This is a genomic window from Streptomyces sp. NPDC090021, from assembly GCF_044748225.1.
In the GTDB taxonomy this organism is placed as follows: Bacteria; Actinomycetota; Actinomycetes; order Streptomycetales; family Streptomycetaceae; genus Streptomyces.
The window spans coordinates 57552-70350 of the sequence record NZ_JBIVFO010000019.1 but is presented as its reverse complement, the minus strand read 5'-3'; the positions used below and the strand labels follow the sequence as shown (position 1 = coordinate 70350).

Annotated in this window: 15 protein-coding genes; 4 read left to right on the top strand and 11 right to left on the bottom strand. The window is 72.6% G+C overall.

The window, feature by feature from the left end; genetic code table 11:
- Nucleotides 1–30: 30 nt before the first annotated feature.
- On the bottom strand, nt 31–540 hold the full coding sequence (locus tag ACIPXC_RS17380) for an NUDIX hydrolase (RefSeq protein WP_401618465.1): 510 nt from the start codon (nt 538–540) through the stop codon (nt 31–33).
- Nucleotides 537–1157 (bottom strand): helix-turn-helix domain-containing protein, encoded by a 621-nt coding sequence (locus tag ACIPXC_RS17375; RefSeq protein ID WP_386522745.1) that lies wholly within the window; start codon nt 1155–1157, stop codon nt 537–539. The genes ACIPXC_RS17380 and ACIPXC_RS17375 overlap by 4 nt, the downstream gene beginning before the upstream one ends.
- A 65-nt stretch (nt 1158–1222) precedes the next feature.
- Between ACIPXC_RS17375 and ACIPXC_RS17370 the strand changes: the two genes are divergently transcribed.
- Together ACIPXC_RS17370 and ACIPXC_RS17365 are read left to right on the top strand one after the other, a co-directional pair.
- Complete coding sequence (locus ACIPXC_RS17370; RefSeq protein ID WP_401618461.1) at nt 1223–2257, top strand: NAD(P)/FAD-dependent oxidoreductase; 1035 nt, start codon at nt 1223–1225, stop codon at nt 2255–2257.
- Nucleotides 2258–2526: 269 nt separating this feature from the next.
- The gene (locus ACIPXC_RS17365; protein ID WP_401618458.1) at nt 2527–3939 is read left to right on the top strand and encodes an NAD(P)/FAD-dependent oxidoreductase; all 1413 of its coding nucleotides are present in this window, start codon (nt 2527–2529) and stop codon (nt 3937–3939) included.
- Nucleotides 3940–4115: 176 nt separating this feature from the next.
- On the opposite strand, the gene ACIPXC_RS17360 is transcribed toward ACIPXC_RS17365, so the two are convergent.
- A complete protein-coding gene (locus ACIPXC_RS17360; protein ID WP_401618455.1) occupies nt 4116–5183 on the bottom strand; it encodes an ATP-dependent DNA ligase in 1068 nt (355 codons plus the stop codon).
- A 75-nt stretch (nt 5184–5258) separates the two neighbouring features.
- Here ACIPXC_RS17360 and ligD point away from each other — a divergent pair, with 75 nt between their 5' ends.
- Nucleotides 5259–6278: a non-homologous end-joining DNA ligase gene (ligD, locus tag ACIPXC_RS17355; RefSeq protein ID WP_401618452.1), complete on the top strand. Its 1020-nt coding sequence runs from the start codon at nt 5259–5261 to the stop codon at nt 6276–6278.
- Between the two features lie 23 nt (nt 6279–6301).
- On the opposite strand, the gene ACIPXC_RS17350 is transcribed toward ligD, so the two are convergent.
- A complete protein-coding gene (locus ACIPXC_RS17350; RefSeq protein WP_401618449.1) occupies nt 6302–6457 on the bottom strand; it encodes a hypothetical protein in 156 nt (51 codons plus the stop codon).
- Nucleotides 6458–6599: 142 nt separating this feature from the next.
- Here ACIPXC_RS17350 and ACIPXC_RS17345 point away from each other — a divergent pair, with 142 nt between their 5' ends.
- Nucleotides 6600–6848: a WhiB family transcriptional regulator gene (locus tag ACIPXC_RS17345; RefSeq protein ID WP_401618447.1), complete on the top strand. Its 249-nt coding sequence runs from the start codon at nt 6600–6602 to the stop codon at nt 6846–6848.
- A 359-nt stretch (nt 6849–7207) separates the two neighbouring features.
- On the opposite strand, the gene ACIPXC_RS17340 is transcribed toward ACIPXC_RS17345, so the two are convergent.
- The 7 genes from ACIPXC_RS17340 to ACIPXC_RS17310 form a co-directional block, all read right to left on the bottom strand.
- Nucleotides 7208–7444, bottom strand: coding sequence for a WXG100 family type VII secretion target (locus ACIPXC_RS17340; RefSeq protein ID WP_401618445.1), 237 nt, complete (start codon nt 7442–7444; stop codon nt 7208–7210).
- Entirely contained in the window at nt 7437–7574 is a 138-nt protein-coding gene (locus ACIPXC_RS17335; protein ID WP_401618442.1) for a hypothetical protein, read from the bottom strand. The genes ACIPXC_RS17340 and ACIPXC_RS17335 overlap by 8 nt, the downstream gene beginning before the upstream one ends.
- Nucleotides 7550–7738, bottom strand: a complete 189-nt coding sequence (locus tag ACIPXC_RS17330; RefSeq protein ID WP_401618440.1) for a hypothetical protein — start codon at nt 7736–7738, stop codon at nt 7550–7552. Before ACIPXC_RS17330 ends, ACIPXC_RS17335 begins: the two co-directional genes overlap by 25 nt.
- 75 nt (nt 7739–7813) lie before the next feature.
- The gene (locus tag ACIPXC_RS17325; protein WP_401618438.1) at nt 7814–8785 is read right to left on the bottom strand and encodes an acyl-ACP desaturase; all 972 of its coding nucleotides are present in this window, start codon (nt 8783–8785) and stop codon (nt 7814–7816) included.
- Nucleotides 8786–8892: 107 nt separating this feature from the next.
- Nucleotides 8893–10119, bottom strand: coding sequence for a Scr1 family TA system antitoxin-like transcriptional regulator (locus ACIPXC_RS17320; protein ID WP_401618435.1), 1227 nt, complete (start codon nt 10117–10119; stop codon nt 8893–8895).
- Nucleotides 10120–10249: 130 nt separating this feature from the next.
- Nucleotides 10250–11890, bottom strand: coding sequence for an ABC-F family ATP-binding cassette domain-containing protein (locus tag ACIPXC_RS17315; protein ID WP_401618432.1), 1641 nt, complete (start codon nt 11888–11890; stop codon nt 10250–10252).
- A gap of 294 nt (nt 11891–12184) precedes the next feature.
- Complete coding sequence (locus tag ACIPXC_RS17310) at nt 12185–12601, bottom strand: SsgA family sporulation/cell division regulator (RefSeq protein ID WP_401618429.1); 417 nt, start codon at nt 12599–12601, stop codon at nt 12185–12187.
- Nucleotides 12602–12799: the final 198 nt, after the last annotated feature.

Sequence of the window (12799 nt, the reverse complement as noted above, 5' to 3'; positions counted from 1 at the left end):
GGGCGCACGGGCGCACGGGCGCACGGGCCCTCAGGCGCTTGGCGCCGGGTCCGTGGTCGGGTAGTCGTACGAGGGGACGTGCGGCAGCTGCGTGAGGTCCGGGCGCCATGTGCGGAGCACCGCCGCCGAGGGGGCGTACAGCGCCGACGGGATCGCGGCGGGCGCGAACCACTCCCAGCGGGTGATCTTGTGGGGCTCGGTGACGGCGGGCTCACCCTCCGCCGTGGTGGTGACGGCGGCCGCCGTGAGCCGGGTCAGCCCGGACTTCGCGTCGATCTGGACGGACAGGACGCGGACGCCCTCGGGAGCCACCCGCAGGTCCGTCTCCTCGGCCAACTCCCGCGCGGCGGCCTGTTCGAAGCCCTCTCCGGGGTCGACCTTGCCGCCGGGCAGTTCCCAACGGCCGTCGTGCGCCTGGCCGAGCAGCACCCGACCGTCCCGCCCGATGACGACGAGGCCGACGCCGACGACGGCGTTCGGCCGGGGAACGGCGCGTTCGGGGCGCTCGGGGTGTTCGGGGTGTTCGCCGGTGGTGGTCATGGACGTCCTTCCGAAGAGGTGGTGGGCCGGGCGCGGACGTGGATCCGTTCGCCCTGGGGGCCGAAGAGGCTGAGGAACTCCGCAGGCTGCGGACCGGCGTTGCAGAAGGCGTGCGGCGTCCGCGTGTCGAACTCGGCGGCCTCTCCGGGGTCGAGCACGAGGTCGTGCTCCCCGAGTAGCAGCCGGACCCGTCCGGACAGCACGTACAGCCACTCGTAGCCCTCGTGGACCTTCAGTTCGGGTACGGGCTGCGGTCCCTCGACGGGCGGGAGGATCTGCTTGAAGGCGTGCACCCCGCCGAAGTTGCGGGTCAGCGGCACGTAGGTGTGGCCGTGCCGGACGAACGGGCGCGGGCGGATCCGCGGGTCCCCGGTCTCCGGGGCGCCGACCAGCTCGTCCAGCGCCACCCGGTGTGCCTTGGCCAGCGGCAGCAGCAGCTCCAGCGTCGGCCTGCGCTGCCCGGACTCCAGCCGGGAGAGCGTGGAGAGCGAGATGCCGGTGGTCTCGCTGAGCTGCGCCAGAGTGGTGCCGCGCTGCCGGCGCAGGGCCCGCAGCCGCGGGCCCACGGCGGTGAGCACCTCGGTGAGTTCCTCGTCGTCCTGCTTCTCGGGGGCCATGACTCCATTTGCCGCTTCGGCAAGAACATTTGTCAAACGGCGGCATCGGGCAGACCCTCGCAGACATGGACAACTCAAGGGAAGAAATGTTCGACGTGGTCGTCGTCGGTGGCGGTGCGGCCGGGCTGGCCGGAGCGCTCACCCTGGCCCGGGCCCGCCGCTCGGTGCTCGTGATCGACTCCGGCAGCCCGCGCAACGCCCCGGCCGCGCACATGCACGGCTACCTCGGCCTGGACGGGCAGAGCCCGGCCGAACTGCTCGCCCGGGGGCGTGCGGAGGTGGAGGGCTACGGCGGGCGGATCAGGCCGGGCACGGCCGTGGCCGCGGACCGCCTGCCCGACGGGAGCTTCCGGGTCCGCTGCGGGGACGGGTCGACCGTGCGGGCGGGCCGGCTGCTGGTCGCCACCGGCCTGGTGGACGACCTGCCCACGGTGCCGGGGCTCGGGGCGCGCTGGGGACGGGACGTGCTGCACTGCCCGTACTGCCACGGCTGGGAGGTCGGGGACCAGCCCCTCGCGGTGCTCGCCGACGGCCCGGTCGCCGTGCACCAGGCACAGCTATGGCGGCACTGGAGCGCGCGGACCACACTGCTCGCGCACACCTGGACCCTGGGGGAGGAGGACCGGGAGCTGCTGGCGGCCCTCGGGATCCGGGTCGTCGAGGGCGAGGTGACCGGCCTGGTCGTCGAGGACGACCGGCTGGCCGGGGCGACCCTGGCCGACGGCGACGCGGTGGAGTTCCGGGCGCTGGTGGTGGCCCCGCGGTTCACGGCGCGTTCGGGCGTCCTGACCAGCCTGGGTCTGCCGACCGCGGACATGACGCGGGACGGCCACGTGATCGGCACGTGCGTCGAGTCCGACCCCGCGACCGGGGCCACCGCGCTCCGGGGGGTGTGGGTGGCGGGCAATGTGACCGCGCCGCTGGAGAAGGTCGCGGGGGCGGCCGCTCAGGGCGCGCAGGCGGCCGCCGCGATCAACGCCGACCTGATCGAGGCGGAGACCCGGCGGGCGGTGGAGGCCCATCGGGCCGGGGCCGGCCGAGCGGGCACCCCTCGCGTGGGGGCGGCGGTGGGCGCGGCCGACCGTCCGGTCCGGGGCTGACCAGGCGGGGGACGGGCTGACCGGGCGGGAACGGTCGGGCCGGGGCGGGCCGGGGCGGGGCGGGGCGGGGGAGCGAGCCGGTGGGCGGGTGGACCCTTGCCCCGGTGGCGGCGCGCCGGACACCTGTGCGGGTTTCGGCCCGGCTCCGTACGCGCAGGCTCAGGGCGGTGTGATCGTCGTACGGTCCAACAGTCCGGTCGTACGGTCCAGCGGTCCAGTCGTCCAGTGGTCGTACGGTCCAGCGGTCCAAGGGTTCGGGGGGACGTTCCATGGCACATGTGCTGGTGATCGGCGGAGGCATCGGCGGGCTCGCCACCGCCCTGCTCGCGGCGCGGCGCGGGCATACCGCGGAACTCTTCGAGCGCGATTCGCGCGCCCCCGGAACCGCCCTCGACCGGGACTTCTTCACCTGGCGGCGGCCGACCGTACCGCAGGCGGCCCAGCCGCACGCGCTGCTGGGAGCCGCCCGCAACGTCCTGCGGGACGACCTGCCCGACGTGTACGGGGAGATGCTCCGGCTCGGCGCCCGCGAGCGGCACGAGCTGGACTGGTTCGACGTACGGCCGCCCGCGCTGCCGGGGGACGACGACCTCGTCATGCTCCAGGCGCGGCGCATCGTGCTGGAGAGCGCCCTGGCCACGGCGCTGCGCGCGGAGCCCGGGGCGGTCGTCCGCCACGGGGAGCAGGTCACCGGACTCACCACCGCGTCGGCCGGGGGTGAACCGGCCGACGGGGTCCGGGTGACGGGTGTGACCACCGGGACGGACCGTTACGAGGGGGATCTCGTCGTCGACGCGGGCGGCCGACGCGGAGGCATCGAGCGCAGGCTCGGGGCGGTCGGCTGCCGGCCGCCCGTCGTCGAACGGCACCGTACGGGGCTCGCGTACTTCTGCCGCTGGTACCGGCTGCCCGCGGGCACGGACGAGGGGCCGCGCCGGCCCTGGGCGGTGACCGGCGGCGCCTTCGCCGGGTGCGCGGTCTTCCCGGCCGACAACCGGGTCTTCGCCGTGACGCTGTTCGTGCACACCGCTGACACCACGCGTTCGGCGTTGCGCGATCCCGCGGTCTTCGAGCGGGCGGCCCGTTCCTTCCCGCCCGGCGAGGCCTGGCTGGCGCTCGGCGCCGAGCCGTTGTCGGGCGTCCTGGCCACGGCGAGCCTGGACAACCGCTGGAGTGCGCTCGTGGACGAGCGGGGGCCGGTGGTGACCGGGCTGGTGCCGGTCGGCGATTCCATCACGCACACCAACCCGACCCTCGGCCAGGGCACCTCGCTCGCCCTGTGGGCGGCGCGCCGGGTGTCCCGCACGGCACACCGGGACCCGGGGTCGGAGCGCTTCGCCGTGGACCACCACGAGTGGGCGGTGCGGACGCTGAAGCCGTGGTTCGACTTCCAGGTGGTCGCCGACGCGGCCATCGGCGAGCGCTTCGCGACGCGGGCGGGGCGTACGGGGCGTACGGGGACGGCGCGCGAGGTGGCCGCGCTGTTCGACTGCGCGCTGGACGACCCCGAGGTGATGCGGGCCCGGGCACGGGTCCGGCACCTGGCCGAGCCGCCGGAGCGGGCGTATTCGGATCCGGAGATCCGGGCGCGGGTGGCGCGCTGGCTGGCGGCGCGGCCGGACTACGCGCCGAACGAGGCGGGGCCGGACCGGGAGGAGTGGGAGAAGCTGACGGCGGGGTGACGCGGCGGCCCGGCAGCCCGGCGCCCCGGCCGGTCGGCGCGGGCGCCGGGGGCGGTCCGCGCGGACGCCCCGGCCGGTCGGCGGGGCGCCGGGGGCGGCTCGGCCCCTGAGCACTCGGGTCGGCGTGAGCGCTCGGGTCGGCCTCTGCCGGTCCGCGCGGGTGCCAGGGGCCGCTCTCAGCCGGTCTGGCCGAGCACTTCGGCGAGGTCGTAGCCCACGACCTCCTCCAACTGGGCGTAGGTACAGCTCGCGGGTGTCCGGTCGGGCCGCCAGCGCCGGAACTGGGCGGTGTGCCGGAAGCGATCGCCCTCCATGTGGTCGTAGCCGACCTCGACGACGCGTTCGGGGCGCAGCGGCACCCAGGAGAGGTCCTTCTTACCGGTCCAGCGGCTCTGCGCGCCGGGGAGCCGGGCGCTCTCGTGGGCGGACTCCTCAGCCCAAGCGGCCCACGGGTGCCCGGTCGGATCGGCCATCCGCAACGGTTCGAGCTCCTCCACCAGCTCGGCCCGGCGCTTCATGGGGAAAGCGGCGCAGACGCCCACGTGCTGGAGCGTGCCCCGCTCGTCGTGGAGGCCGAGCAGGAGCGATCCGACAATCGGACCGCTCTTGTGGAAACGGAAACCGGCGACGACGACGTCGGCGGTACGTTCGTGCTTGATCTTGTACATGAGGCGGGCATCGGGCCGGTAGGGGAGATCGAGCGGTTTGGCGATCACTCCGTCGAGCCCGGCGCCCTCGAAACGCTCGAACCACTCCTGCGCGAGCGCGGGATCGGTGGTCGCGGGCGCGAGGTGGACGGGGGGCCGAGCAGTGGACAGGGACGCGACCAGGGCGGCACGGCGGTCGGTGAGCGGGGTGTCGAGGAGGGCCTCGTCGCCGAGGGCGAGCAGGTCGAAGGCGACGAAGCTCGCGGGGGTGGTCTCGGCCAGAAGGCTGACACGGGACTGCGCGGGATGGATCCGCTCGGTCAGCCGGTCGAAGTCCAGACGCCCGTCATGGACGATCACGATCTCGCCGTCCATGACGCAACGGCTGGGCAGATTCGCCCGCAGCGCCTCCACCAGCTCCGGAAAGTACCGGGTCAAGGACTTACCCGTGCGGCTGCCGATCTCGACCTCGTCACCGTCGCGATGCACGACCGCCCGGAAGCCGTCCCACTTGGCCTCGTACTGCATGCCGGGCGGGATCTTCGCCACCGACTTGGCGAGCATCGGTTTGACCGGCGGCATCACTGGCAGATCCATGCCATCGATTCTGCGGTGGTACGTCCGGACCCGCCCGGTATGCGGCGGCGGTCCGGCGCGCCTACGGTGGCGCACATGGGTGCTGCGGGCAATGCGATCGAGCTGGAGGTGGCCGGGCGGACGGTACGGCTGTCCAACCCGGACAAGGTCTACTTCCCGGAGCGCGGCCTCACCAAGCGGCACGTCGCCGAGTACTACCTGGCCGTCGCGGACGGCATCCTCCGCGCCCTCCGCGACCGGCCGACCACCCTGGAACGCTATCCCGACGGGGTGGAGGGCGAGTCGTTCTTCCAGAAACGGGCCCCCAGGAACCTCCCCGACTGGATCCCCACCGCCCACATCGCCTTCCCGAGCGGCCGTACGGCCGACGAGATCTGCCCGACCGAGCCCGCCGCAGTCCTGTGGGCCGCCAACCTGGGATGCCTCACCTTCCACCCCTGGCCGGTACGCCGTGCGGACACCGACCGGCCCGACGAACTGCGCATCGACCTGGACCCGCAGCCCGGCACCGACTACCACCACGCGGTGGCCGCCGCCCATCAACTGCGCGCCCTGCTGGAGGAACTGGGCCTGCGCGGCTGGCCCAAGACCTCCGGCGGCCGGGGACTGCACGTCTTCGTCCCGATCGAGCCGCGCTGGACCTTCACCGAGGTCCGCCGCTGCGCCATCGCCCTCGGCCGGGAACTGGAGCGCCGCATGCCGGGCAAGGTCACGACCGCCTGGTGGAAGGAGGAACGCGGCGAGCGGATCTTCGTCGACTACAACCAGACGGCGCGGGACCGCACGATCGCCTCCGCCTACTCGGTCCGCCCCCGCCCGCACGCCCCGGTCTCGGCTCCGCTGCGCTGGGACGAGGTGGACGACGCGGAGCCGCAGGACTTCGACATCCTGACGATGCCGGCCCGCTTCGCGGAACTGGGTGATGTGCACGCGGACATGGAGGACCACGCCTTCACTCTGGACGCCGTACTGGACCTCGCGTCCCGCGACGAACACGAACACGGCCTGGGCGACATGCCGTACCCCCCGGACTATCCGAAAATGCCGGGCGAACCGAAACGAGTCCAACCCAGCCGGGCCAAACCCACCGACTGAGGCCGTACCACGGCCGGTTGCCGTCACTCCAGCACGGGATTGCCCAGCAGGCCGACCACCGGGACGACCGTTTCCAGGAAGTCCGCCCCGTAGCAGGTCGCATACAGAGGCCCGGACGGGTGCCGGGCGGCGACGGACCATATCCGTCCCGGCAGGGCGAAGCGAGACGAGAGGGTCATGGGTACGCATCCTGCCGCAACAGCACTCGGTGGCACGGCCGGCCGTTGTCAGTGGGGGGTGAGAGGCTCCGGGAGGGGCTCCGTACGGCATGTTGATCAGGCGTATAGCGGACGTCCATCCACGCTGACCAGTATCTCCGGCATGTCTACGAACACCTCTACTGCAACCACCGAAACCGCCGCCTGGTACGAACTCGCCCTGTGCGCCCAGACCGGGCCGGGCTTCTTCTTCCCGGAGCCGGGCGCCTCATTGCGCGATGCGAAGCGGCTGTGCGGGGCGTGCGAGGGGCGGGTGGCGTGCCTGGAGTACGCCCTGGCCAATGACGAGCGCTTCGGGGTCTGGGGCGGCCTCTCGGAGGCGGAGCGCCTCGCGCTCCGCCGCCGCAGCTGATTCAGGTCCGAGTGGCCTTCCCACTGGCACGCACCAGCCCCACCCGCCACGCGAGGCCGAACCCCTCTCCGCCGCACTCCTCGCGCCGCGGCGTGTGGGGCACGACCCGCACGGGGTAATGCCCCCCGACGGGCGACACGACCCCACCGAAGCGAGGGTCCCCCGCGAACCAGATCCGGTCCGGGTAGTGGTCGTTCTCCCACCGCGCGAGCGCGATCGGGAACGACAGGGGGCGGCTGCCATGGCCGCGCGGGCGGCCGCCGTCTTCGCCGCAGCCGCCCGGGCCTCGTAGCGGGCTGCCGGTTCGCGGTGCGCGACCAGGGTGTCGTGCCACCCCGTGAGGCGGCGGGCGGCCTCCGTCAGGGAGGTGTGGGCCGAGGCCAGGTAGCGGGGGAGGGGAGGTCCCGTGAGAGGGAGGCGCGGAAGGCGGTCGCCGCCTCGCCCTGCCAGGACGGGCTGTGGGAGACGAGGTCCGCGACCACGCGGGAGGCCTCGCCGAGGGACTTCGCCGACGCGCCGAGCTTCTTGGTCAGGGCGAGGACCGCGCCGGGGTTTCCCGGGGCCGGGTCGAAGCCCAGTGCCGCGTGCTCAGCCATGGGCGGGCGCCGCCCGGAGGAACGCCGCGCGGACGGCCTGCTCCAGCTCCGCGTACTCCGCGGCGCTGCGGTCCACGCCCTCCCGTACGGCCTTGACGCGTTCGGTCAGCTCCCCGTGCCGTGGGCCCACCGTTCCCGGAGGCCGTCGCACGCCGCGTCGAGATCCGCCGTACCCAACTGGTCGGGCCGTACGTGGTCCAGCGCCCGGCGGGCCTCCCGCAGGGAGCTCAGCGAGGAGTCCAGGGTGCGGGTCAAACGGGTCAGCTGGTCGATGTCCACCTGCAGTGACGTCATGACGCGAAACCCTGGCAGAGCACGGCTCTGCCAGGGCAATCGGCGTCACTCGCCCGAGCGGGCGGCGGGAACCGGTCAGCCCTTGCGGGCCGCCATGCGGGCCGCGCGGGCGGCCAGCTTCTCGTCGAACTTCTTCGCCTCGGTGTCCAGGCCGTTCATGAACAGGCCGAGCTCGTCCTGGGCCTTCTGCCCCTCCGGGCCGAGCTCGGCGATGTCCATGACCTTGAGGAAGCGCAGGACGGGGGCCAGCACGTCGTCGTGGTGGATCCGCAGGTTGTAGACCCCGCCGATGGCCATCTGCGCGGCCATGCGCTCGAAGCCGGGCATGCCGTGTCCGGGCATCCGGAAGTTGACGACGACGTCGCGCACCGCCTGCATGGTCAGGTCCGGGGCGATCTCGAAGGCCGCGCCCAGCAGGTTGCGGTAGAAGATCATGTGCAGGTTCTCGTCCTGCGCGATGCGCGCCAGCATGCGGTCGCAGACCGGGTCACCGGACTGGTGGCCGGTGTTGCGGTGCGAGATGCGGGTGGCGAGCTCCTGGAAGGCCACGTACGCCACCGAGTGCAGCATGGAGTGGCGGTTGTCGGACTCGAAGCCCTCCGACATGTGCTGCATGCGGAACGCTTCGAGCTTGTCCGGGTCCACCGCGCGCGAGGCCAGCAGGTAGTCGCGCATCACGATGCCGTGGCGGCCCTCCTCGGCCGTCCAGCGGTGCACCCAGGTGCCCCAGGCGCCGTTGCGGCCGAAGAGCGTCGCGATCTCGTGGTGGTAGCTGGGGAGGTTGTCCTCGGTCAGCAGGTTCACCACCAGCGCGATCTTGCCGATGTCGGTGACCTTGGACTGCTGCGGGTCCCAGGCCTCTCCGTCCTCGAAGAAGCCCGGGAAGTTCCGGCCGTCGCTCCACGGAACGTACTCGTGGGGCATCCAGTCCTTGGTGACCTTCAGGTGGCGGTTGAGCTCCTTCTCGACCACCTCTTCCAGCGCGTACAGCAGCTTGGCGTCGGTCCACGCCTCCGAGCTGCCGAGGTGGGGAGAGGTGATCGTCACGGGTACTCCTGGGTGCAAAGCGAATTACCTACGGTTCCGTAGCCTACGGAGTCGTAGGTTAAGCGCGACATCAAGGCCAGCCAAGCCCCGCGCATGCCTATGTCCGGTTACGTCCGGTTATCTATGCAGTTTGAGAGGGTGCTGAGAGGGAAGCGAAAGGCCAAAATCACGCCAGCAGGTGGTCCGCGGCCCCCGCCTTGACGGCCGAGATCAGCGCGCGGAGGGCGTCGAGGGAGTCGGACACGTAGGCGGCGGACCCCGTCGTGCCGATGTGCGCCCGCCCGTCGGCGCCGCGGCCGAGGCGGAAGCAGTTGGCCCCCTCGCTGCAGAACGGCTCCGACCAGGCGATGTCCGTGCGCGTCGGGCGGGCCGTGGCGGCTGTACGTTTCGTCTGGTTCGCGCGGTTCATGGCGGCCGCCGCAGCGGCTCTGGGGCTGATCATGTCGTTCTCCGGTCTCCTCGGTCTCCTCGCCGGACCCGGTCACAGGTCCCGCGCGACGGTGCGGATGAAATCGCGGGAGGCGGCCGCCGGCAGCGCCAGGCCGCGCAGCCGCGCCAGCAGCCCCCGGTAGCGGCGCCAGCTTCGGGGCCGTGTCGACCAGCAGCGAGCCGTGCGAACTGTCCAGCTGTACGGTGTCCAGCCGTCTCAGCGCCGCGGCGGCGTACGTGAAGGACTGTCCGGAGCCCGGGACGCCGCCGACGCTGAACGGGATGACCCGGACGGACGTACGCTCCCGCTCGGACAGTGCGAGCACGTGCTCCAACTGCTGCCGGACCACCCCCCGACCGCCGAACCGCATCCGCAGCGCCGCCTCGTGCACGACCGCCTCGTACAGCGGCGGCCACTCCCGTGCGAACACCTGCTGGCGGCCCATCCGCAGCGCGAGCCTGGCCTGGAGGTCGGGCTCCGGCAGCGGCGGGTCGGCGGCGGCGAAGACGGCCCGCGCGTGCGCCTCGGTCTGGAGCAGTCCGGGTATGTGCGTGGCCACCGCGGTGTGCAGGCCGACCGAGTGGTGCTCCAGCTCGCAGATGTCGAGCAGCTCGGGCGGCACGGACCCCCGGTGCCGCTCCCACCACTCCTTGTGCCGCTCCCGCGCCATCGCCGCGAGCAGGCCCACGAGGGCGGGGTCCCGGCAGTCGTAGTGGTGCGCGAGGGTGCGGACCCGCTCGGCGCTGATGCCGATCCGGCCCGATTCGATGTTGGGGATCCGGGTGCGGTCGACGCCGAGCAGGGCCGCGGCCCGCTGGACCGACGTGCCCGACTCTTCGCGGAGCCTGCGCAGCTCGGCGCCGAGACGCCGCTGCCTGGCGGTCGGTGTGCTTCTGGGTGGCACGGTTCCCCTCTCCCGCTGCACCGAGTCTCGCTACGTTCGGTAGCGCAGTATTACACAGAGTGACTCTCGTGCCGGGTGTGACGCACCCTGGCGCGGGGAGGGAAGCGCGAGCGCCGGACCCCTCAGGCGGTCACCCGCGCCACAGCGCCTCCCGGACCTCCTCGGCCGTGGTCGGCCGCAGCTCGCCGTCCAGCAGCAGCCAGCGCGTGACACCGATCGACTCCAGGAACGGCACGTCGTGGCTGGCCACCACGAGCGCGCCCTGGTACGACTCCAGCGCCTCGGTCAACTGCCGCACGCTCGCCAGATCGAGGTTGTTCGTCGGTTCGTCGAGCATCAGGAGCTGCGGGGCGGGCTCCGCCAGCAGCAGCGCCGCCAGCGCCGCCCGGAAGCGCTCGCCACCCGACAGGGTGCCGGCCGCCCGGTCCGCCCGGCCGCCCCGGAACAGGAAGTGCGCCAGCCGGGCCCGGATCAGGTTGTTGCCGGCCTGCGGGGCGAACCGTGCCACGTTCTCCACGACCGACCGGTCCTCGTCCAGCACGTCCAGCCGCTGCGGCAGGAACCGCGTGGCCACATGGGTCTCGGCGGTCCCGGACTCCGGGGCGAGCTGTCCCGCGATCGTGCGCAGCAGGGTGGTCTTGCCCGAGCCGTTGCGGCCCACCAGGGCGATCCGCTCCGGGCCCCGCAGCTCCCACTCGCCCGGAACGCGGGCGCCGTGGGGCAGGCGCAGATCGCTGAGGGTCAGGACGCGACGCCCGGGCGGGACCACGGTGGCGGGCAGCTGGATACGGATCTCGGCGTCGTCGCGGACCGCCTCCACCGCCTGGTCCAGCCGCTCCTTCGCCTGGGCCAGCTTCTCGGTGTGCAGGGTGCGGTGCTTGCCGGCCGATTCCTGGGCCGCACGTTTGCGTGCGCCCATCACGATCTTCGGCTCGCGCTTGTTCTCGGACATCTTCTGGCCGTACCGCTTGCGCCGGGCCAACTTGACCTGAGCGTCGGCCAGTTCGCGCTTCTGCCGCTGTACGTCCGCCTCCGCCACCCGGACCATCCGTTCGGCCGCGTCCTGCTCGGCCGCGAGCATGGTCTCGTAGTCGGTGAAGTTGCCTCCGTACCAGCGGACTTCGCCGTCGCGCAGATCGGCGATCTGGTCGACCCGTTCCAGCAGCTCCCGGTCGTGGCTGACCAGGAGCATCACGCCGGACCAGGACTCGACGGCCGCGTACAGGCGGCCGCGGGCGCGCAGGTCCAGGTTGTTGGTGGGCTCGTCCAGCAGCAGCACGTCGGGCCGGGCCAGCAGCAGTGAGGCGAGCCGCAGCAGGACGGACTCCCCGCCGGAGAGCTCGCCGATGGTGCGGTCCAGGCCGATCCGGCCGAGCCCGAGCTGGTCGAGCGTGGCCAGTGCCCGCTCCTCCACGTCCCAGTCGTCGCCGACGGCGGTGAAGTTGGCCTCGGTGGCCTCGCCCGCCTCGATGGCGTGGAGGGCGGCGCGCGCGGTGTGGATGCCGAGCGCCTCGTCCACGCGCAGCGCGGTGTCGAGGGTGACCGTCTGCGGGAGGTGGCCGACCGAGCCGGCGACGGACGACTGGCCGTCGGACGGGGTCAGTTCGCCGGCGATCAGCTTCAGCAGGGTGGACTTGCCACTGCCGTTGAGTCCGATGAGGCCGGTGCGGCCGGGGCCGACGGTCAGGTTGAACCCGTCGAACACGGGGGTTCCGTCGGGCCAGTCGAAGGACAGGGCGGAGCAGGTGATGAATGCGGGGGCGTGACTCATGGAGGCCTCCAGGTTGCGGGAATGGTGCGTGCAACGCGGGGAGACAGCCGACGCTCGGATGGTGATCGCGCTCGTCACGGCGGCCGTGATGACGGGATCACGGTGGTGACGGTCGCGGTGGTCGGTGTCTCGGACCTCAGAAGGGCAACGTCCTGCTCCGTTCGACGGCGATGGGGCGTCAACGAAGCTACGGGCGGCGGGCGACCGCCCGCAAACGGTTTATGAGCGCGGTGATCACCGCGGTGATCACCGTGGCGACCGCCGCGCGGATCACCTTCGGGATCGCCGTGCGGGTCAGCAGGTGTCGCGCATCAGCTCGGCCAGGCTGTGGTCCATGTCGAGGTAGAGGTGCTCCAGACCGGGCGGGACCACGGCCGCGGCCCGTTCCAGGAAGCGGTGCAGGTCGGCCGTCAGCATCAGCACGATCGCGACCCCCTCCACCGCGTGGAACTCGATCGTGGTCCGGTCCCCGTCGTGCGGCCGCACGCGCACGTCGCCCCAGCCGGACGGGCGGTCCAGCCCGGACTCCAGCAGCTCGCGCGAGAAGGTCCACGAGACCTCGACCCCTTCCAGCGTGGCCGGGGCGGGAAAGGCCATGCGCACGGCGAAGGGGTCCGCCCGGTCATAACAGAGAGTGACGGGAACGGTCTCGACCTTCGGCGCGGTGGCGACCAGACGGGCCTGCGAGGCCTGCTCGATGACAGTGATCAAGGCTCACTCCCTTGCGGCGGATCTGCTGCCGGACTGTGGGGGTGGAGCCCGGCAACCCGATAGACGCCGGAATCGGCAAATCCGTGCATGGGGGTTCGAGTGAGCTGTGTCACCGACTGGCCTGAACCTTTCCGTGTGATCGCACAGAGTGACCGGCTGGGCGGAAGCGCCCGAAGGCGGGCCGGAGCGCCGGACGGG